At 47.9% G+C, this 21,795-nt stretch carries 20 protein-coding genes and 1 pseudogene; 15 read left to right on the top strand and 6 right to left on the bottom strand.

What is annotated here, in order from left to right; translation table 11 throughout:
• Window positions 1-6: 6 nt before the first annotated feature.
• The 13 genes and pseudogenes from L3D05_RS23365 (at window position 7) to L3D05_RS23305 (ending at window position 9,567) form a co-directional block, all read left to right on the top strand.
• Entirely contained in the window at window positions 7-501 is a 495-nt protein-coding gene (locus L3D05_RS23365; RefSeq protein WP_239618791.1) for a MogA/MoaB family molybdenum cofactor biosynthesis protein, read from the top strand.
• Complete coding sequence (locus L3D05_RS23360; RefSeq protein WP_239618790.1) at window positions 498-1,553, top strand: molybdopterin-binding protein; 1,056 nt, start codon at window positions 498-500, stop codon at window positions 1,551-1,553. Before L3D05_RS23365 ends, L3D05_RS23360 begins: the two co-directional genes overlap by 4 nt.
• 40 nt (window positions 1,554-1,593) lie before the next feature.
• Window positions 1,594-1,815, top strand: a complete 222-nt coding sequence (tatA, locus tag L3D05_RS23355) for a twin-arginine translocase TatA/TatE family subunit (RefSeq protein WP_239618789.1) — start codon at window positions 1,594-1,596, stop codon at window positions 1,813-1,815.
• A 119-nt stretch (window positions 1,816-1,934) separates the two neighbouring features.
• Window positions 1,935-2,711: a twin-arginine translocase subunit TatC gene (tatC, locus tag L3D05_RS23350; protein ID WP_239618788.1), complete on the top strand. Its 777-nt coding sequence runs from the start codon at window positions 1,935-1,937 to the stop codon at window positions 2,709-2,711.
• 165 nt (window positions 2,712-2,876) lie between these two features.
• The gene (locus L3D05_RS23345) at window positions 2,877-4,148 is read left to right on the top strand and encodes a methyl-accepting chemotaxis protein (protein WP_239618787.1); all 1,272 of its coding nucleotides are present in this window, start codon (window positions 2,877-2,879) and stop codon (window positions 4,146-4,148) included.
• Between the two features lie 226 nt (window positions 4,149-4,374).
• Complete coding sequence (groES, locus tag L3D05_RS23340; protein ID WP_135152052.1) at window positions 4,375-4,659, top strand: co-chaperone GroES; 285 nt, start codon at window positions 4,375-4,377, stop codon at window positions 4,657-4,659.
• 44 nt (window positions 4,660-4,703) lie between these two features.
• A complete protein-coding gene (groL, locus tag L3D05_RS23335) occupies window positions 4,704-6,332 on the top strand; it encodes a chaperonin GroEL (protein ID WP_239618786.1) in 1,629 nt (542 codons plus the stop codon).
• Window positions 6,333-6,618: 286 nt separating this feature from the next.
• Complete coding sequence (locus tag L3D05_RS23330) at window positions 6,619-7,047, top strand: SMI1/KNR4 family protein (RefSeq protein WP_239618785.1); 429 nt, start codon at window positions 6,619-6,621, stop codon at window positions 7,045-7,047.
• 41 nt (window positions 7,048-7,088) lie between these two features.
• Window positions 7,089-7,706, top strand: coding sequence for a suppressor of fused domain protein (locus L3D05_RS23325; RefSeq protein WP_239618784.1), 618 nt, complete (start codon window positions 7,089-7,091; stop codon window positions 7,704-7,706).
• A gap of 14 nt (window positions 7,707-7,720) precedes the next feature.
• Window positions 7,721-8,299 carry a hypothetical protein gene (locus L3D05_RS23320; RefSeq protein ID WP_239618783.1) on the top strand — a complete coding sequence of 193 codons (579 nt, stop codon included), beginning with the start codon at window positions 7,721-7,723 and terminating at the stop codon, window positions 8,297-8,299.
• Window positions 8,300-8,398: 99 nt separating this feature from the next.
• Window positions 8,399-8,551 (top strand): annotated as a pseudogene (locus L3D05_RS26830) (IS4 family transposase); the annotation flags it as partial.
• 93 nt (window positions 8,552-8,644) lie between these two features.
• Window positions 8,645-9,145 (top strand): hypothetical protein, encoded by a 501-nt coding sequence (locus L3D05_RS23310; protein ID WP_239618782.1) that lies wholly within the window; start codon window positions 8,645-8,647, stop codon window positions 9,143-9,145.
• Between the two features lie 149 nt (window positions 9,146-9,294).
• Window positions 9,295-9,567 (top strand): S-layer homology domain-containing protein, encoded by a 273-nt coding sequence (locus L3D05_RS23305; RefSeq protein WP_239618781.1) that lies wholly within the window; start codon window positions 9,295-9,297, stop codon window positions 9,565-9,567.
• Between the two features lie 540 nt (window positions 9,568-10,107).
• Here L3D05_RS23305 and L3D05_RS23300 read toward each other — a convergent pair.
• Entirely contained in the window at window positions 10,108-10,314 is a 207-nt protein-coding gene (locus tag L3D05_RS23300) for a hypothetical protein (protein ID WP_239618780.1), read from the bottom strand.
• Between the two features lie 201 nt (window positions 10,315-10,515).
• On the opposite strand from L3D05_RS23300, the gene L3D05_RS23295 reads away from it, so the two are divergent.
• Window positions 10,516-10,962 (top strand): hypothetical protein, encoded by a 447-nt coding sequence (locus L3D05_RS23295; protein ID WP_239618779.1) that lies wholly within the window; start codon window positions 10,516-10,518, stop codon window positions 10,960-10,962.
• A gap of 89 nt (window positions 10,963-11,051) precedes the next feature.
• Here L3D05_RS23295 and L3D05_RS23290 read toward each other — a convergent pair whose 3' ends face one another.
• The 3 genes from L3D05_RS23290 to L3D05_RS23280 form a co-directional block, all read right to left on the bottom strand.
• Window positions 11,052-11,468, bottom strand: a complete 417-nt coding sequence (locus tag L3D05_RS23290) for a zinc ribbon domain-containing protein (protein ID WP_239618778.1) — start codon at window positions 11,466-11,468, stop codon at window positions 11,052-11,054.
• Window positions 11,469-11,623: 155 nt separating this feature from the next.
• Complete coding sequence (locus L3D05_RS23285) at window positions 11,624-13,357, bottom strand: methyl-accepting chemotaxis protein (protein WP_239618777.1); 1,734 nt, start codon at window positions 13,355-13,357, stop codon at window positions 11,624-11,626.
• Window positions 13,358-13,494: 137 nt separating this feature from the next.
• Window positions 13,495-15,537, bottom strand: a complete 2,043-nt coding sequence (locus L3D05_RS23280) for a beta-galactosidase (RefSeq protein WP_239618776.1) — start codon at window positions 15,535-15,537, stop codon at window positions 13,495-13,497.
• Window positions 15,538-15,666: 129 nt separating this feature from the next.
• Here L3D05_RS23280 and L3D05_RS23275 point away from each other — a divergent pair, with 129 nt between their 5' ends.
• Window positions 15,667-16,518, top strand: coding sequence for a helix-turn-helix transcriptional regulator (locus L3D05_RS23275; protein WP_239618775.1), 852 nt, complete (start codon window positions 15,667-15,669; stop codon window positions 16,516-16,518).
• Window positions 16,519-16,570: 52 nt separating this feature from the next.
• Here the strand turns inward: L3D05_RS23275 and L3D05_RS23270 are convergent, their stop codons facing one another.
• Entirely contained in the window at window positions 16,571-20,194 is a 3,624-nt protein-coding gene (locus L3D05_RS23270; protein WP_239618774.1) for a glycosyl hydrolase family 18 protein, read from the bottom strand.
• A gap of 396 nt (window positions 20,195-20,590) precedes the next feature.
• Entirely contained in the window at window positions 20,591-21,757 is a 1,167-nt protein-coding gene (locus L3D05_RS23265) for a M20 family metallopeptidase (protein ID WP_239618773.1), read from the bottom strand.
• Window positions 21,758-21,795 lie beyond the last annotated feature (38 nt).

Below are 21,795 nucleotides of genomic sequence, written 5' to 3'. Positions count from 1 at the left end.
GAAGAAATGCGTTGGAAGGTCGCTTTATTGACGGCTAGCGATAAAGGTTCGCGAGGAGAACGCGAGGATACGAGTGCGCAAGTCATTCGCGAATTAATTGAAGAGGAATTGTTCGGTGATATTATCGATTACCGGATCGTGCCGGACGATAAGGACGAATTGCGCGCGGCTTTGATCGAAATGGTGGATTATTATCAAGCGGATCTCGTGTTGACGACGGGCGGAACGGGGCTTGCGATCCGGGATGTGACTCCGGAAGCGACGCTCATGGTCGCGGAACGGATCGTCCCGGGAATTCCTGAAGCGATGAGAGCTTCCGTTACCCAGCGCTCCCGGCATGGGATGCTGTTCCGAGGAATATGCGCGATACGCGGAAGAACTTTGATTCTGAATTTGCCGGGAGATCCGAAGGGCGTCCATGAACATCTCATGGCCGTAATGGATATGTTGCCGGAAGCTTTGGATCAGGTGAAAGGCTTGCGCGGAGGACAAGAGCAATGACGTCCACGTCCGGGTTGCCTTCGGAGGATCGATCCACCGTCATCAGTTCTTCCGTATTAAGGGAAGTCAAGGTCGAAGACGCGGTAGGAACAGTGCTGGCTCACGATTTGACGCAAATCGTGCCTGGGGAATTCAAAGGCAGGCTGTTTCGTAAAGGGCATGTCGTCGCCATCGAGGACATCCCGAAGCTTAAGGATATCGGCAAGGAGCATCTCTATGTGATCGAACTAGCGGATTCCGATCTGCACGAAGATGATGCCGCGCTTCGAATGGCGGTTGCGTTGTGCGGAGACCATGCATCATTCGGGGAACCGCATGAAGGCAAAGTGTCGATTAAGTCCGACATCATCGGCTTAGCCTGCATCGCTCGCGAAGTCGTCGACGACATTAACCGTTTGGGAGAGATTGCTCTCGCGTCCGTCCTCCACCATCGTGTCGTTCGTCCCGGTGAAGGGTTGGCGGCGACGAGGGCCATCCCGTTAATCGTACCCGATAGGAAGATTAAGGAAGTCGAAAGATTGGCAGCCGCTTACCGGAGCGGCAATGGTGTCGCGCCAATAAGCGTAAGACCGCTTCGTTCTATGAGAGCGGGGCTATTGACGACGGGTACGGAAGTGTTCTCGGGTCGAATCACGGACAAGTTCGGACCGGCGGTCAAGGCAAAGCTTGAAAGCTTAGGCTCGGAAATAGCCGAGCAACGATTCGCTCCCGACAATAGACAAACAATTGTCAATGAAATTCACTATTTCCTGAAACAAGGGTATGATATGATACTCGTAACAGGCGGCATGTCGGTAGACCCGGATGATCGTACTCCCGGAGCTATCGCGCAAGCGGGCACTGACATTGTAAGCTACGGCACGCCGATGTTGCCGGGTTCGATGTTGCTGTTCGGCTATTTGCGCGGAGTACCGATATTCGGGTTGCCTGGCTGCGTAATGCACGACCCTTATACTTCTTTTGACGTTTTGTTGCCGAGGGTTCTGGCTGGAGATACGATCGTGAAGGAAGATATTATCGGATTGGGATACGGCGGGCTTTATCGCTGCTGAATGATCCCGCAATTTTTATAAACGAATTGGAGGAATTAGCATGGGTGGAATTGGTGCTTCAGGAATTATTTTGCTAGTTTTGATCGCTTTGCTGTTGTTCGGGCCTAACAAGCTACCGGAATTGGGAAGAGCATTCGGGCGGACGCTGCGCGAGTTCAAGAAAGGCGCTAACGAATTGATGGACGAGCCTAAAGAACGTCGCACGGAGGTTTCCTCCGAAGAGGTTCAGCAACCGAAAACAGAGCGGCGTCTCCCGGAGTAAAAGGGATTGTCAAGAAAGCATAGGGGCTGTCCCTCGACGCAAAAGCCTATTTTGCGTCGAGGGACAGCCCTGTTGTTGTAACGGATTCATAATAAGTTACTGTCGAGGAGGTGGAGGTTATGAAGGAAAGACCGGCTCCGTTGCGGGATGACGAGTGGATGCCGTTGACGGAGCATCTCGGCGAGCTGCGCAAAAGGATTATTTATAGCTTGATCGTATTCGTGCTCGGATTGGTTGTCGGATTGTTCTTTTCCCAGCCTGTATTCGATTATTTGGTGGAAGCCGCTCCGGTAGATAATCTGGATCTTCACGCTTTTTCACCTTGGGACGCTATTGGTTTATATATGAAGTTCGCGTTTCTGATTTCGTTTATCGTGGCGATTCCGTTCGCTATGTTCCAGCTCTGGTCTTTCGTACGGCCTGCGCTCGGGGCGAAGGAGCAGAGAGCCACGCTGCAATTTGTGCCATGGGCGCTGGTCATGTTCCTAATCGGGTTAGCCTTTTCTTATTTTGTCGTCTTCCCAATGGCTTTCCTGTTCACTGAGAAGGTTACGAATAACTTGGGTTTGGAGCAAACCTACGGCGTTACTCAATATTTCTCCTTTCTGTTCAACATTCTTCTTCCGATATCGCTGTTGTTCGAGCTTCCGCTAGTTATCTTGTTTTTGAGCCGAATTGGGATTCTGAACCCTGTTATTCTCAAAAAAATGCGCAAGGTTGCTTGGTTTATCCTGATCCTGATCGGTGTAATGGTTACCCCGCCGGATGTCGTATCGGATTTGCTGGTAGCGGTGCCGCTAGTTCTTCTCTATGAATTAAGCGTACTTTTGTCTAGAATCGCGTATGGCAAAAGAATGAAAGCTCTCGAGGAAAAAGAGTTAGAACAGATGGATTAATTCGCATGGAAACCAGTCATTTCGTCCCGGGTCATAAGTAGGTTGCGGCCTTTCCAATTAAAAGCAAAAAGTGTCAAATTTCGATATTCCAATTGTCAAAATTATGATACACTTGTTTCAGGAAAGGGCTTACAACAGCCTGTTGATATCGGGAGGGACAGAGGCATGCGTGATATGACTTTAGGTCGAAAAATTGCGTTTGGTTACGTAGGTATGATTGTGTTACTGGCAGTAGCGTTAGTCCTGATGATAACGGGGATGGATTTAACGGAAAATAAGGCCTTGTTCGTTGAGGTCATCGTTATTTTCTTGGTTCTAGCTGGTGCCGGCGGTTTCGGATTATTGTGGTTGGCTCGCAATTTGACCGAATCGATCGGCGGAGTCACGTCTACGCTGCGTAATATTGCCTCTTCCGGCGGAGATTTAACGAGACGCATACATATTAGATCTACCGATGAGATGGGAGACCTCGCCGGCGCGGCCAACCAAATGCTCGACGGCTTACAGAAAATGATGAAAGAGCTTCGCGATAGCACGGCAGAGCTTGCGGCATCGGCGATCTTGCTTAAGCAGGGCGCGGACGAGAACGCTCGCGTAAGCAGCGAAGTATCCAAAGCGGTCGAGAAGGTTGCGGCTGGTTCCGAGACGCAAGTCGCGCAATCTCAGGAAATATCCGCTACGATGCAAGAGACGCTTGACGGCTTGAATCAAGTGGCTTCGACGACGACAGGAGTGTCGGATGCCGCCCAATCGACGGTAAGCCGCGCGGAAGACGGTTCCGTACTCCTGCAGACGACCTCGATAGAGATCGGGCAGGTAGGCAAGGCATTCCGTTCGCTTCAAGAAGTCGTAAGAGGATTGAACCATAAATCCGAGCAAGTACGGGAAGTTATCGGTTATATCTCGGAAGTTGCGAACCAGACGAACCTGCTGGCGCTTAATGCGGCTATCGAGGCTGCACGCGCGGGCGAGCATGGACGCGGCTTTGCCGTCGTAGCTGGAGAAATCCGCAAGCTAGCCGATCAGACGCAACAATCCGCTGTTCAGATCGGGGATACGATCGGGACGATGTCGAGTGATATCGGACAAGTGGCTACAATGTTCGAACAGAGTGCAGGACAAGTATTCTCAGCGGTAACGGGCATGGAGAACGCCGAAGAAACCTTCCGCGATATCGTAGGCAAGGTTGGACTGCTTAGTTCTAATATCGTTGATGTGGCCGCTTCCGTAGAGCAAATGTCCGCGGGCAGCGCTTCTGTCGTTCAATCCATTCAGGACATTTCCCGCATTACCGAAGAAACGGCTTCTTTTACAGAGCAAGTTTCTGCCATGACGGAGCAGCAGCTCTCTTCGACCGAAGAGATGGCGCGTACGGCAGAGAATTTAAGCTCGATGGCAACCAGACTTAAAGGCTTGGTAGGAAATTTCAAAACCTGATTGCCGGATGAAATAAGGGCAATACTGGATAGGATGCAAGTTCGATGCGAATTCGCGGCAAACGCGGATTCGCATTTTTTTGTATAGGATTTAACGCAAAAGGACTTGAAAACCATCTTTAAAAACCGTATCATAGAAAATGGTTATTAGCACTTAACACAATTGAGTGCTAACAGGGAATGGCTTCAAATTTAAAAACGTACAATTTAAGAAGGAGGCTATTTACATGATTAAACCTTTAGGTGACCGCGTTCTCGTAGAAGCGAACGCAAAAGAAGAAAAAACGATTAGTGGTATCGTATTGCCGGATACTGCAAAAGAAAAGCCGCAAGAAGGAACGATTGTTGCGGTTGGTAGCGGAGCTTTGACTAAAGACGGTGAACGGATCGCGCTGGAAGTTAAAGCAGGCGACCGTGTGTTGTTCTCTAAATATGCAGGAACGGAAATCAAATACGAAGGTAAAGAGTATTTGATCATGAAAGAAAGCGATATTCACGCGATCGTAGGTTAATTAAAGAATTACAGAATTACAGAATCTAAGGAGGTTAATTAACGATGGCTAAAGAAATTAAATTCAGCGAAGACGCTCGTCGCGCGATGCTTCGCGGCGTAGATGCATTGGCTAACGTAGTTAAAGTAACGCTTGGACCAAAAGGTCGTAACGTTGTATTGGAGAAAAAATTTGGTTCTCCTCTGATCACGAACGATGGCGTAACGATTGCTAAAGAAATCGAACTGGAAGATGCATTCGAGAACATGGGAGCTCAGCTTGTTAAAGAGGTAGCTACCAAAACGAATGATATCGCCGGTGACGGTACGACTACGGCAACCGTTCTTGCTCAAGCGATGATTCGCGAAGGCCTTAAGAACGTAACGGCCGGCGCTAACCCTATGGTCATCCGTAAAGGGATCGACAAAGCGGTTAGAGCTGCTGTAGAAGAATTGCAAAAGATCTCCAAGCCGGTTGAAGGCCGCAACGACATCGCTCAAGTAGCTGCAATTTCTGCTGCTGATGACGAAGTGGGTCAACTGATTGCTGATGCAATGGATAAAGTCGGCAAAGACGGCGTTATTACCGTTGAAGAATCCAAAGGTTTCAACACGGATCTTGAAGTTGTAGAAGGTATGCAATTCGACCGTGGATACATTACTCCTTACATGATTACGGATACGGACAAGATGGAAGCAAACCTTGATAATCCGTTGATCCTGATCACGGACAAGAAAATCTCGAACATTCAAGAGATTTTGCCTGTTCTTGAGAAAGTCGTACAATCCGGCAAGCAATTGCTGATCATCGCGGAAGACATCGAAGGCGAAGCATTGTCTACGCTTGTCGTTAACCGTTTGCGTGGAACGTTCACTTGCGTCGGCGTTAAAGCTCCCGGCTTTGGCGATCGCCGTAAAGCGATGCTGCAAGATATCGCCGCTCTTACTGGCGGTCAAGTGATCACGGAAGAGCTTGGCTTAGAGCTGAAATCGACTACGATCCAACAATTGGGTACAGCACGCCAAGTGCGCGTAAACAAAGAAAACACGATCGTCGTAGACGGTGCTGGAGACAAAGCCGATATCGATGCTCGCGTTAACCAAATCAAAGCGCAAATCGAAGATACAACTTCCGATTTCGACCGCGAGAAACTGCAAGAGCGTCTGGCTAAACTGGCTGGCGGCGTTGCGGTAATCAAAGTCGGCGCAGCTACCGAAACAGAATTGAAAGAGCGCAAACTTCGTATCGAAGATGCTCTGAACGCGACTCGCGCTGCTGTTGAAGAAGGTATCGTTTCCGGTGGCGGTACAGCCCTCGTTAACGTATACGCTGCTGTTGCTGCAGTAAAAGCAGAAGGCGACGAGAAAACAGGCGTGAACATCATCCTTCGCGCTCTGGAAGAGCCAATCCGCACGATCGCGGCTAACGCTGGCCAAGAAGGCTCCGTTATCGTTGAGCGTCTGAAGAAGGAAGCTGTCGGAACAGGCTACAACGCTGCATCCGGCGAATGGGTTAACATGTTCGAAGCAGGTATTATCGACCCTGTTAAAGTAACTCGCTCTGCGCTTCAGAACGCTGCATCCGTAGCGGCTGTCTTCTTGACAACCGAAGCGGTTATCGCCGACAAGCCTGAGAAAGACAAAGGCCCTGCAGGCGGCATGCCTGACATGGGCGGTATGGGCGGCATGATGTAATACAGGCTGCAAAGCCTGTAGCATCAAGGGTTTCTCGTAAGGGAAACACAGTTTGACCCCATTATGAACATATAGGCTTCTCACGAGTTCAAATCGAACTTTGTGAGAAGCCTATTTTATTAATTTATATAATGCTTGACGTATACAAACGGAAAGGATTACCATATGCATGGTAGAATTTGATTATTCATCACAGGATATGAAAGCGGCAGTTTTTTTGAAAATATCGTAAAAGTGCCTTAAAAAAGAGCTATAAATATTTCAATAACCTCGGAGTATTCAATTAATGAAAAATTCAATAGATATCATAAAGTCAAAGATTTTTGACCAATACGACAAAGATCCACCACTGGATAATGATGTGATAGAAAAAATTTCTGATACACTCGATCTTCCAGAAGACTATATCTATTGGATGCAATGGGCAAATGGTGGGGAGGGTCGATTTGGTGATATGTACTTCTCCTTCTGGCCGATAGATGAACTGGAGGCTCTCAACAAAGATTTCTCAATAAACAAGTATCTAGGCAATAGATCTTTATGCTTTGGATCGAATGAAGGAGGCCATGGATACGTTTTTAAATCACTCCCCGCGGACTCATCGGTCTGGGCAGTTCCTCTTGGCGATCTGGATTGGAGCAGTGCCGTACAAGTTGGATCAAATTTTTCAGAGGCACTACTCAATGCTATAGAGGGAAAATTTTCAGTGAGTTAGGTATATCCCAGAACCGAGAAAACCAATTAAGAAAAATGGTGATGGATGTGCAAATCAACAGAGAGTCAAGCCAAGGAAAAATTCTGGACTTCGACATCAGAAGAACAATTATTCTTAATTTATACATTAAAGAATGGTCTATGCCAGAATATAGAGTCATAATGACAAAACCGGAGATTGGCGTACCTATTGAAATTTATTATTTCCCATCAATTAATGATAATATTCCTGCAAGATTCGCAACAGTCGGCTTATCTAATTCCATTCGAAAAACTGGAAAACTTACTGAGACTGAATGGATGCTGGCTTTAAAACCCGATTTGGGACAAGAAAGTATTGATTGCATATTCTCATATTTCTGCGACCTAATTGCCCATAATATTGAAAATATTAAATCTTCGGAAATACCGCGAGTAATGACTGAGAGCGCGCTCGCACCAGAGAACTGGACTACAAAAGCCCTCTTGATTGATGAACTAAGAGGAGAAAGTGAGGAATTAGAAGAAATAAAAATAGGTGAAGAAATAATTAGTGTCTTGTGGGCTATACCAATTACTCCTAATGAAGCACGTATAATTTTACAAGAAGGCATAGATGCTTTTGATGCTTACATAGAAAAGCTTCCGCATTCAATAATAGATCCCACTCGTCCTTATTAATCATGTTGTGTGCATTGAACGAAGCGAAAGGAATGGGTTTAGGCATGAAAGAACCATCTGAACAGCTCGTTGAAATGCTTGGCCATCCGTACAATCCCAGGAATGTTCAAGCTTTACTGCAATCGTTCGGCGTCAAGCGAATGCCGCCTCCTAACAGCTATTTCAACGACGATATCATCTGGTCTGTGAAATCATCGATACGCATCGATATTTATCGCGCACCCAAAATAAATGATCTGACCGGACTTAATTATACAAATGAAGATGGATGGATCATTGGCGCCATACATTTTCTTGCTCCCGGAGCGGATGACAGAATTAAAGCTCCGTTTCCCGGAAAGCTTCCCGAGGGAATCACGATGAGCTCAACACCGGATGATTCGATAAAGGCATATGGTCAACCTGAACTGGATGAAGAATGTGAGTGGCCTGGATTTTCCGGACGAGTATTGGCATGGCGCAAGCCGGGCATAAATATCGTAGTTGAGTATGAGAACAGAGAGATCGATAGAGTGATGATAAGGCACACGGTCTGTTTAATTGGTTGCATAGGCGCCTGGAGAAACGATAATCCGGAGGTCTTTGCTCCCTGATTGCAGGTCGACACAGACGATTTGAGAAACGGTATGTGATTACTTCACGATAAGCGAATACTGCCATATCTTCTGAACTGTCTATTCGCGCATCCCACACACTTGAACGGCGCGGGGTTTAAGAAGAAATTCGGTTTAACCTGCGCGTACTTATTCCGGATTGTCTTTCTCCTTTTGTTCTACCAGAAAAACTGGTTCCGCCTGTTAGAAAGCAGCAAAGGCGAGTCGTTCCCTGGCAAAGATGCGATTTATGAAGGTTGATGATAAAGCAGATGATCATAAGTGAGGTGTGTTACGATTTATCTGAATATAGGCATCTTTATACAAGTTTTGGGGATAGGAATTGTGGTGACGATGCTCCTTTCTTTCTGGAAAATGAGAAAGATCGAACGCTTGTGCTTGGGTATGGGTTCAATTGTGGCGATTACCGGTATAGTCGGCTCGTTTCTAGTTCGTGATGCACTAGTGAAGTCTTTGGATCGTGCCCGTATTCGATTTGATGAAGAGGAGCGATTTATCCAATGGGCTCTATCGAAGTTCGATACCTTCGCTTTGTGGTCGCTGTTGGTGTTGGTCATTATTATTGTAGCTGTACTATTATACGTATGGATAAATAAGCAACGTTTAACACCTGATAAACAGCTAGGCTTAACAGTGATTATCGTTCTTCTGATGGTTGCTTTCCCGATCGCGGCTATCGTTTATGGAGTTGGAACGATCAATAAAGAATTTGATGTGGCAGCATATATTTTGACACTTTCGAGCTGTGAACTATCAATACTCTACATTCCACTTCTATTTAAGCGTATTATGGCTAAACGAGTGGGCACTGGCAGTAATACATAGATGGATATAACTTCGCGGAGGTAACGGACCCTCTGGATTATATTGAATATTTGGGATACAACAGTGTTTACCCTACTTTGGTCGATCAGCTTTCGAGGGACAAAATAACTTGGCGGCCAACCGCGCCATGATTTGGCATCTAAGATACAGTGACCCGTGAACAGCTCCGTGAACAGCTTGTCGTCTTGCTGTATCGCTACGTACAGCATAATAACCGCGATATTACAGTGACGGGTGATCTGTCCGGCTTTACAGACAAGGACAAAATTTACGATTGGGCGAATGGATCTATGAAGTGGGCGGTTGGAAAAGGTCTCATCTCCGGCATAGGCAATGAAATGCTTGACCCGTCCGGAACGGCGACCCGCGCGGAAATTGCAGCGATTCTTATGCGATTTTTGATTGGTCAAGATTTCATTTAGTGGATACGAAAATACTTAAGGCAGCAAGCTAGCGTCGGTACTCTACGGCGTCATTTTCATTGTTTAAAGCAGTCGCATACATTCTTCGTACGATATGCTCCCCATACAGTAGACAGGTGAAATAATAAAAACCTGCTACTGAAGGGGAGCATTTTCATGCATAAAAATAAATGTAATGCTCCAGAGAAATTGGCTTGAAAAGGGTCAAATTGGAGGGAAGGCTGCTGTTAGAAAGTACGGCTAGTTTTTTATTATGAAAATATAGCTTTCTTGCAAATAAGAAAATGACAATGTGTTTAGACGTCAAATCCAAACGGACCTAGGAGACCTTATTTGTGAGTTTTAGGGAATAATCGCTCTCTAACGGACATGAGAGACCTTATTTGCTCGTAACGACCCAAAAACGCATGGAATTGTGCGAAATAAGGACTCTCATGTCCGTAAGTATCCAGCAAAAGAGGTATATTCAGCAAATAAGGTCTCTGGTGTCCGTCATACTTATAGATCTGTGGTTGAGGGAAGCGAGAAATGAGAGGTTGTTCATGAGAGGCTACGTAATAGCGCCTGAATGACGATGGCCGCAAAAATAATGAGCGGTAAGAATACAATAATAATGATTAACGATTTGGAACCGCTACTCTTCTTGTTCACCTCGATCTGAACGGCTATGCCATCCCCGCAAGAGCATTTAACCGCTGGTTTCAATTCATAGCCGTAACGCTTTTCAGAGTAATTGGCTTCTTGCACGATATGTCTCTTTTTACAGGATGTACACTCGATTTCTATATAGGACTCCCCAGAAGTTATGTATTTCAACTTGAAATCCCCCAGTTTGATATAGTAGTATGCATTTACTCTACAAGAAACATACACTATTACGGAGGGTCATGTCTTATAAATGTCGAATTATAATGGAATGAGCGACAGTAAAAGGAGAACCCTTCAACGATGAGAAAAATCATAATCATGTGCTTAGCTTTATTAGTAGCTCTTCCAACCGTTGCGAACGCGGTTCCACAGGTCGTTGGCGGAAGCAAAGAAGAGAACCAAAAGCTTGAGGAGTACTTCAAAAAGCCCGGGTCATCCAGTATCAAAGACGTCGATAATTCGGCGGAACTCGAAAAAGCTTGGTACAAGGGAGCTAAAGCAGAAGTTAAAAAAGCAAGAGCAGTAGCCCAAATCGCTTACAAGAAAAACATGGCCGAGGCGGATAAAGAACTACAGAAACTAATCAAGAAGAGCTACCAAATCCAAGTGAAGGCCTATGATGCATCCGATTACGCGATAGACAAAGTACATAACGACATCCTAAAGAAACGTTACAAGTATGACGGGCAAATCATATCGAAGAAAATCGTTCAGTATACGAATGAGTATATGAAGAAGAATAAATAATTCGGAATTCCGATTGTCTAAACAAGAAGGGGCTGTCCCATAGTCAACATGGGACAGCCCCTTCTTGTTTGTGCAGTTCTCAATTGCTCTTAAGCCGTTGCAAGAGCAATCCCAAGCAATACCCCAAGCAAAGTTCCTACTACGGCCATAACCATTAACACTACACCATGAGTTTGGTTACGAACTTTGTAGACCATGAAGCCCATGATGAAGCTTCCTCCACCGAATAAGATCGGGATAATCAAGAAAGATAATCCAAAAAACACCCAACCTAAGGCAACATATGCTGTGCCCTTCTTAATGTCCCTCTGCCCGCTCTGTGGGTACGGCTGGGCGTTCTGAGGATACGGTTGGCTAGGATTAGGTGAATAAGGCTGCTCGTTAGAAGGATACGGCTGTTTCTGCAGAAGAGATGAATTCGTTGCCGACGTAGTATTCGGACTCCCGCAACTAGCGCAATATTTTTCCTCGGTTTCTATTTTGTTTCCGCAGCTTGTACAATACATGGATTAACTCCCTCTCATCAATTCTCGTTGCTATCCTCTCGTTACCTTAGAACCAGATATAAAGTTCTTTGTACTAAAATTCGACATAATTGGAGAATATCCTCCCCTATCTTCTATGGCATTAATCATTAAAGGGGGATCCGCGAAAACACTGCTTATAACTTGAAATACCGAACGGAAGCATTCAAGTTCTTCACGATTTGTTGCAGTTGTTCGGACGAATGGGCGATGTTCTCCACGAGCGCGAGTTGTTCCTCGGTAGCCGCAGCAACGTTCTGCGCTTTGCCGGCAATCTCTCTAACGGAGGAAGAGGATTGATCCATGCTAGCGGATACTTCCTCAGAGCTTGCGGACATCTGCTGCGTGATTGAAGAAGTATCGTGAATTTGCTCCGTGACTTGTTTGATGGATCCCACGATAGCCCCAAATCCTTGAGCCACGTCGTCCATGATGGATGTGCCTTGCTCGCATTGCTCCACAGTGATTCTCATGTAACCAGAAGCATGTTCAATCTCGTTCCGGGTATCGGCGATGAGATCATTAATGCTATTGGCGGATTCAAGAGAGTTCGTGGCGAGCTTCCGGATTTCCTGAGCGACGACGGCAAATCCTTTGCCATGTTCTCCGGCTCTAGCCGCTTCAATTGATGCGTTAAGCGAAAGAATGCCGGTTTGGTTGGCGAAGCCGGTAATATTTTCGGTAATCTCCCCAATCTTAGCCGACTTGTCGTTTAGGGTATCGACGCTGCGGTTTAATTCCAAGATCGTGGACATCATCTGTTCCATCTGCTGCTTTAAGTTGTGCAGAAGCTCGCTGCCTTGGTCAGCCTGCTGATTCGTTTGAGTGGAATGATCGGAGATGGTGTTCGTGCTTTCGGCGATCCTCTGAACGCCTACGGACATCTCTTCGATCGCTTTGCTAGCCTCATCGGCAATGGTCGCTTGAACTTCTACGAGAGAAGTTATCTCTTGAATGTTCTCTGCTACATGGCTCGCCGCGGAAGAAGATTCTTGCGCGCTGTGAGTGAGCTCTTCGGAAGCAGTGGCTACCTCGTTCGCGTTGGACGCGATGCTGCTGATGAGCTCTCGCATTTTGCCGATCATGCCATCCACGGAAAATAAAATTTGCCCAAGCTCGTCTTTATCGTATTTTTGTTGGGGAGTATATTTCAGATCCCCTAATGATACTTGCTTCGTTTTCAATTGAACCAAAGAAACGGTCGTGCTCACTTTACGGATTAGGAAGACACCGAAAAAGATTAAGAGGATCCATTCCACGATGAGGATGATATAGGTAAACGTGCTTGTCTGAGCCGCGTTATCGTTCATGATCTGTACTTCTTTCCCCGAATAGTCTTCAAGGATTTCTCCGAAATCGTTAATATTTCCGCGGGCTTCTTCGAACTCCGACTGTATTTTCGCTTCACTCTCGCTGGAGAATGTCTTTTCGTTAATGTGGCTATTCGCCTGTTTCGCCCAATCATTGAAGAGGCGATCTACTTCAACTATGATCGTCTCTATGGATTTGCCGCTTGTTTCATGCGTTAACCCGGTTAGCCCTTGATCCTTAATGATCTTCAGAGCTTGATCGATCCGGTCATTCGCTTGTTTAATGTTTTCGTTAAATGCGATGAGGCTTTTATCTTTATTATCAGCAGAGAAATAAGGCGAGGCCAACTGGAGGTACGCGCTATAAGCCTGGTACATATCCCTGTCCGCGTTCAACACAAGATTAGAGGAACGATTGCTAGTCTCGTACAGCACATTGGTCAGCTTATTGATGTTGGAAGTGTTGAGACCAAGAAGATAGATAGCTGTCGTTGCAAATAGGACAAGAGGAGTGAAAAGCAAAAAAAGAAGTTTTGTACGGATGGAAACGTTGTTCAGCATGTTGGCAGCTCCCTCTCATGGATGATAATTGCTTATACTATTATCGGTTGAAGAGTTAATAAATGTAGGGGGAATAAAAGAAGCGACGGAAAAGAGGTTATTCCTCCGTTCGGTCGCCATAGATTTGAAGGTGAATTTTAAGATTTGATGAGGAACACTCCGTAAGGAGCAAGCTCGACTCGGCCATTCAATTCATGGCTTGTCAGCAGTTCCGATACGGGACGCAGGAAGTTCAACCAGACCGGTTTGTGGCTGTAGTTAAGCAGGAACGTGAGGTGTCCGCGAATGGCGATCTCCACTTGTTTGGGGAGTTCCAGCCACCCGGCTGCAGGCGATGTAACGCCAATCCGGTCTAGAATGCCATGAACGATTTGTTCAGTGAAGGCGGATCCTAGATACCAAGCAAAGCCTTCGCCATGCCGATTACGAGTCAATGCGATACCTCCGGAGTAATAAGCGGAAGTGTAGGTGGCCATAATCTCTGTCGAAGTGGATTCCACGTTCAGAACCTCGTTAAATAATGCTGTAGGAGAATCAGCTGCCTCAGCATCTTTCCAATGCACGGCTGCTGCCGGATAGTTCGGATTGCACAGGGTGAAATCTTCAACCGTAATGCCGCACCAATCGGCGGCGAATCCAGGGAAAGGAATCATTCTGCATTGGCCGCGTTCGTCTTTGTAACCGGTGCGGGCTCCCATGATCAACGTGCCCCCGCCCTTGACGTAGGCGTCGAGCATTGCGGCTCGTTGCTCTGTTAGAATAGTCGCGTGAGCGTATACAAGCACCGGATACAGACGCAATTGCTCTAATGTCGTGTTATCCCGCATGTAGACGACGTCGACCGGTAGGTGACGTTCCTGCAATGCTTTGTGCCAGGCTTCCCGGCTTTGCCAACGGAGCGGCTTGACCCAGACGTCAAACTCCGCATCCCAGCTATTATCGTAATCCTCTAACAACGCGACGCTGGCGTTGAACTTCTGACCGGTGATCCATGAGCCGACCCGGTTTAATTCTTCCCCGATTTGCGCGATTTCCCGTACTCTTCGATTAGGGCGGTTATGGTAGTCGTTGATGCCGTGCCAATAGATTTCCGTTCCCATCGTAGCGGTTCTCCAACGGAAGTAGAGAAGCATATCGGCTCCGTGCGCGATGGATTGGTAAGTCCATAGCCGGACTTGACCCGGTCTTGGAGCAGGCATCTCCATCCGATTCACCCAGCCGCCCGGACCGGATTGTTGTTCCATGACGCAGAATTGAGGGGAGATGGACCGGGACTCGCTTAACGCAAGGCTCCATCTGCGATCGCGCAAGGAACCTTTGTTATCCAGATCCTCCAACGAACTGAATTGCGGATAAGAGTCGTAAGAATAGAAATCCAACAATTCGTCGGTCATGGCGTGATTGTCGAGATGTCCGAACAGGCCGTTCGTCGTGACCCACTGGTTAGGCGCGTACTCGCGCAGAATATTGGCTTGCAGACGGGCAAAGGCTATCGTATTGTCCGATATGAACCTTTTTTCGTCGAGCAACTGATGCGGGTTAGGAGAGTTCGATGGAGTAGGACGCGTAAGGAATACTTGCTCCCAGTCGGTATAAGATTGGCTCCAGAATACCGTTCCCCATGCTTTGTTAAGCTTGTCCAACGAGCCGTATTTGTTGCGAGCCCATTTACGGAATGCGATATGGTCGGCTTCGGAATGGTATTCGCTCGTCTCGCAATTCAGTTCGTTGTCGATCTGCCAACCGATAATGGCGGGATGAGCGGAATAATGCTCCGCCATTTTCTTAACGATTCTCTCGCAATAGAAGCGATAGACCGGGCTGCTATAGTTATAATGGCGACGCTGGCCATGTTGATAGACAACCCCGTCCTGTCTAGCGTTCAATACTTCGGGATATCGGTAGGTCAACCAAGCCGGAGGCGTGGCGGTGGGGGTTCCCATAATGACCTTTAACCCGTAACGATGGGCTGCATCCAGTGCGCGGTCGAATAGATCAAAGGAAAAGGTGCCATCCTCAGGCTCGAAAATCGTCCAAGCGAATTCTCCCACCCTTACGACGCTTAATCCAAGCTCCTTCATCCGGCGAAAATCATCTTCCCATAACGATTCGTCCCAATGCTCCGGATAGTAACAAACGCCTAACTGAAAATCATCCGAGCCTAGCAATTTGGCTGACATAGTAACGCTCCTTTGATCATGTAGTAGCATAATCATATGATGTATAATGATTGTATTCCTTTTTATTAAAGGCTTATATAACATGATTTTATGATAGATAGTAATATCTTATGAAATGCGGTGCCGATAATGAAACTTCATTATTACTTGCCTAAGCCTGGGTTCGGACGGTACGTCGTCTTTCCCGAGTCGTGCGGACGTTACTTGGAAGAAGCTAAGCATAGGGAGCTTCGCCCTAAGGGGTTATTCGGTTATTACAACCTTCATCTGTTGTTCGATGGCGGGGGAAAAGTTACGTATAAAGGGCATACGACGGAAATTCAAGCGGGACAAGGTTTCTTGTTTGCACCCGGGGAACCGCAGCAATACGAGACGAACCGATCGGAGCCATGGGACGTTTACTGGATTCATTTCTACGGGGCGGGAGCTGACGCATTACTGGAGGGGCGGGGAATAGGGAAACCATGGCTGTTTACCTTCGGTCGACAGGAACGAATCCGTTCTTTGCTGGACAAGCTACTGGGCTTATCCACCGCTTACGAAAGCGGCAATGAGACGATCGTATCCGCGACATTGTATGAATTGCTGGTCGAGCTTCTCAGAAGCTCGGAGGGATTGTCGGCATCGCCCGGATTGGATTATCAGGAAAGGATTCGCAAGACTGCCGACCAAATATCGGCAAGCTGCGGAGAACACTGGGATTTGGAACGAATGGCGAGCTATGCGGGCTACAGCCCGACTTACTTTTGCCGGCTGTTTCAACGGGTCATGGGAAGATCTCCTGCATCCTTCTTGCAGGAGACTAGAATCGCCAGATCGAAGAAGCTGCTCGTTCTCGGAGGGTTAACGGTGAAGCAGATCGCCGAGCAAACGGGATTTAACCAGAGCAGCTACTTTATTCGCCGCTTTCGGGAACGCGAGGGGATGACGCCGGAGCAGTATCGCTTGTTCTATACGAGGCCGGTCACGCCAGAGGCATAAAAAGGGATGGAGAAGGTTGTTCACCTGACTCCATCCCTTATACCGCAATATCCTAATTAGATAAATTCAAAGCTCGAAGCATTCTCATAACAGACACGGTAGCTTGCGCTTTGGTCACCTTCGATAGCGGGTCAAGCTTAGCTAGAGTGACGCCGTTCATGATTTTGCTCTCTACCATTAACGCTACGGATGCTTTTGCGAATGCGGAAATTTGCTCACGATCGTCATAGGCTGTTAATGCGTTAAGATCGGACTTGTTCGCGAACCCGGCAAAGGCCATAGCTTGGGCAAGTACGGTGGCCATTTCTTGGCGAGTGAGGAATCCGGCCGGATCGAAGATGTCGGCGGACTTTCCTTTTATCAAACCAAGCTTCCAAGCCGCAATGATCTCTACCGCAAATTTTGTTTCGTTATCCAAGTCCTTGAATGGCGAGCTTTGCGGTTGGGGGATGATCCCCAGTGCTTTCACGATGATCGAGACGAATTCAGCGCGGGTAATATATTGAGTTTCTCCGAACTCCTCTTTGCTTAATCCGGAAACTATGAACTTCGATGCTGCCGACTCGATATCCGCTTTGGCCCACTGCGATTTCGCATCTAGGAAGCTCGGATTCGACTCCACGATGGCGTAGATGCTGTTCCCGGTTCTCTTTAACTCCGCTGTAACCGTTCCGTCGGAACCGCTCTTAAATATCGTCGGAACAGAATAAACCTTCTTGTTACCGGGAACATAGACTACGCCGGTCGCCCGTTCCCTATGCATATCCTTATTGCTTAGCTTAAATATCCGACTTACATAAGTGGAGCCGAAGTTTTCGATTTCCGTCGTTTTGCCATTGGAAGCAACCGACTCGATCAGAAATTCCACAGGACTCACCAACACCGTAATTCCGTTTGCTTGAGCTGCCGATTTGAATTCATCCGTCACCTTCTGGTCCGGAGCTTGAATCGTAATCCTAATAGTCGAGATGTTGTCCGCAAGCTTCAAAGCCTTAACCGGAATACGATATTCCACTTGATTCACGATTAAGGATAGCGCAGCTTGCTCTCCTTTGGCCGCAATCGCCTGAATGACTTCTTTCGCTATGAGGGTCTCCGTCTTCGCTGCTTCAGTGCTTACGACGATTTGAGAGGTTGTAAAGCCGGAAGCTTGAATGGATTTAACGGCTATTGCGGTATCCAACGTAAATATCGCTTTGTTTCCTTCCATAGCGATCTTCGCTTTCAATGGATTCGTCCCCGGATCGGCTTTCCCGTTCGGATCGGGAGCTGAATACCCGCCGCCACCGCCTCCCGAATAACCGCTCGGCGCGTTCGCCGTCGTTAAGCTGATGCTGCTAGCCGTGGAGACTCCTTTTAGCTTATCGCCGTCTTTCTGAACGGCAATGACTTGAACCTTATAGGCTGTGCTAGGCGTTAGATTCGGTACGACATATTCCGTTGCTGTCGTATAACCAACCCAAGTATGGCCTGCTAGCACGTCATACCCCGAAGCATCCTTAGAAGCCTCCCACGCAACGACAGCGGAGTTGCTGCCGATCGATCTCGCGAGCAACTTGCCCGGTGCCGCAATCGAGGAGTGTACGGTGTCGGAGATGGACAAGTCATGCGCTAATTGAGCGGATAAGGTTTTGTTTCGATCTTGGCTGATGTCCCAGCTCATTACTCCTGCCAGGTTCAAGGTTTTGATTAAGGAAGCTTTGTACATCATGGATTCCTCATCATCATAGGAAATAAAACGTTGCTTCTCTTTGTTATAGAGATAAGGAACTTTGGCAGCTTCGTTCCAATAGCGGACATAGCCATTCTTATTCAAATAGTTGTCTTCGATATCGAAGAAAGCGAACGCATAGGTTTCCCAAGTTCCGAATTTCTCGTCGGAGGGTATCGTTCCGCCCTCGCATATCGAATATTGCCCAGCGGGCGGACAGCCGATCAATCCGAATCCATAGAAGGGAACTCCCAATACAAGCTTGTAATGAGGGACTCCGCCGTTCAGATGGCCTGCAACCGCAGCGGAGACGTTGTTCCTTTGGGCAGAGGCTTTAGGATGTTTATTGTCATAATACACAGGCGCGTTATGATGGGCGAGATTTTCCCATGTACCTGCGTAATCGTAAGTCATGATGTTAATGAAATCGAGATACTTCGATGATTGGGCCAGATCGGCATTCGCGACGAAAGCGTCGGATTGGGCGGAAGCGATCGTCAGCAGGTAATACTTATTGTCCACCGAACCTGCGGCATCCAGCGCTTCGCGAATGGTTCGGACTAAACGAACGAAGTTTTCTTTATCTTCAGGGGCTCTTGAGTTGCTTTCCAACCCTCCCTCGACCGGATACTCCCAATCGATGTCCAGTCCATCTAATTGATATTCGCGAAGGTATTCGACCGCGGAGTTAGCGAAGGCGCGCCTTGTTTCTTCGGTCGAGGCCATATTCGAGAAGTTCTTCGACCATGACCAGCCGCCTACGGACACCATCAGATTGAGGTGAGGATGTTGAGCCCTAAGCGATCTTAGATTTTCCATGTTCCGAAGATCGACCTCTTGGTCTCCGACGACGATCTCTCCGTCGAATACGTAATCCGCTTGCAACGGAACGTCTTCATTCTGACAAGCTAGACCGCCCGATCCGTAGCCTTTCCAACACAGATCGGCGAAGGCATAATTGATATGCGTGATTTGCGATACATCCATATCCGATGGTTCATAGGCCCTTTCATACACGGACCATGAAGTATAGTAGGTTACGATATTATAATGGCTTCCGGGTACTACCGTTGTCTCGCTGCTTGCCGGCGATTGCCATAATTTATTGCGGGCCACGACTTTAACCTTATACGATTGTCCTTCCGTAAGCCCGGTTAGGACATAGCGGTTGGAATCACTCGTATCGGCAAGCCTGTCGTTCAAGTAAATATCGTATCCGTTCGCCCCAGGCGTAGGAGCCCACCCTAGCGATGCGGTCGTTCGAGTTGCCGTTACGATCTTTAAATCTTGAGGTGCCTTTAATTCACCCCAAGTAAGGGTTACCGCGTTACTTTTGGCCGAGACGGCGGGCATCAACTGCGCAGCGACTTCGAATGTGTATACGGCTCCCGCTACGGTTGCTTCATCGATCGGGAAGGTATAGGAGTTCGAACCGTCCCAGATCCCGCCTTTCCAACCTCCATTCACATACATGTCATAACCGTTGGCCGATGGGCTTCCGCCCCAACTTAACGTAACGCTGGAATCCGTAATGTCGGTAATTTTTAGATTATGTGGAGGGGTTAGGGGAGGTTTCGGGTATGCATTCGGATCTACCGGATCGGTCTTTACCGTAACGATATTGCTTTTCTTGCCATTCTCCCGACCGGGCGTCACATAATAGGAATATTCGGTTGCGGCGGTTAAGCCCCCGATGACTTTTGGGGGGGCTCCAGCCCAGGCAAGCCAGTCGCCGGTTGCGGCGTTCCATACGTTATAGCCATCGTCCGAGCTTACTCCGTCTACTAAATCCCATGACAAGGTCACGGAATCGTGAGTGTGTTCCGTCGCTGCTAGATTCTGAGGTGCAGTAATTTCAGCCGCATGTGAAGTCGGCGCCATTCCCCCTGAAGAGAACGCCACGCTCAAGCTAAGGATGAGTACCGCCATCTTCATGTAGTTCCTATGGAACAACTTGTGAATCATCGCGTCACAGGCTCCTCTCACTTATTCGTACTTAATTCCATTAAATAATGTAAACGTTTTCATTAAACGGGGCACACACCTCGCTTTCGTGGAAAATGATTAGGTTTAGCAAGTCGATCGGGAGGATGCCGGATGAATGAATTCCGGGTAAGACGTACCCGCAATCAACACGATTTTAATCAATGCGATTCCATCCAACTAGGTGTGTAATTAACTTTAAATGATACATTTCAATGGACTTAAGCGAATGAAGCAAAGTCTCTCCGTCATTCGATAGGGCTCGCTATTATTCGCATTTCTCAAGAACGCTAAAAAGCGGCTGAGCTAAGGAGAAACACTCTCCTGCTCAACCGCTTTTCAAGAAAATCTTCGTTTAACACATGGCAATTCGCATGTTCAACTCGCGAACTCTGCCTTTATGCGCTGCAACAATTGAGGATCCGTCAAGACGTCGCTGGCGGTATAGGCTAGCATCTTCGCCCCGAATAGCATTGCCTCGAATGCAGGGGGAGTCTGCGCGGCATCCCTAAACTCAACCGTGTGGAGCTGGTACGGTTGTTTGACGACTTGGATGTAAGGGTGGATAACCGGACATCGGAGCGATACGTTACCTAGATCGAGCGAGCCGTTGTCGTGGCCGCGCTGGATGTCTTGCTCGGGAATTCCGCTAGCAATCAAATTGTTCGTGAATGCGTCCGATAACGCTTCGTTCGTACGAAGCTCATCGTAAGAATACTCGTAGTTGCTGACGGTTAGCTTACACCCGGTCGCGATCCCGGCCGCTTCGGCGCAGGCGGTGACTTTGCGTGCGAGTTCGTCGGTGTAAGCTCGAGTAGCGGAACGGACATAAAACCGGGCTTCCGCATAGTCCGGAATAATATTCGGCGCTTGCCCACCGTTGGAAATGATACCGTGAATTCGGGCGTCCGATCGGGTTTGCTGCCGCATAGCGTTAATGGCATTGAACAATTGAATAACCGCATCCAGCGCGTTAATGCCGAGATCGGGATTGGCCGCGGCATGGGCGGCTTTGCCATGGAATTCGAATTGCAAGGCATCCATGGCGAGAGAAGCCCCGGAACGTTCGTACACGTGGTACGGATGAGCCATGAGCGCGATATCGCAATCGTCGAACAGTCCGGCGGCGGTCATGTCGATTTTGGCGCCTTTCGTCTCTTCGGCCGGAGTCCCGTACACTCGGATCGTGCCGCCAGTGTCATCTACGATCGCCCGAAGTCCTGAAGCTGCGCCGAGCGCCATCGTACAGATGAGATGATGGCCGCAGGCATGGCCGATTTCCGGAAGGGCATCGTATTCCGCGAGCAACCCGATGATCGGTCCGGGCTTGCTGGAGCGATACTCCGCGATAAATGCGGTTTCTAAGCCTAATACCCCTCGCTCGACCTGATATCCCAGTTTCTCCAATTCCGCGCCAAGCAAGGCGGAGGCTTGTTTTTCTTCATGTCCCAGTTCCGGATGGGCTCCGATAAATGAAGCAAGCTCTATTAATCGGGCGGAGTATTCCTGAATGGTATTCTGTATGGTTGCTTTATAGTCGTTCATGGAGAGAACTCCTTTTCGTATCGAATTGCGCATCAACC

It is taken from the genome of Cohnella mopanensis, from assembly GCF_022352055.1.
Lineage (GTDB): Bacteria > Bacillota > Bacilli > Paenibacillales > Paenibacillaceae > Cohnella > Cohnella mopanensis.
The sequence above is the reverse complement of the archived record's forward strand: the minus strand, read 5'-3'. Positions and strand labels throughout refer to the sequence as shown.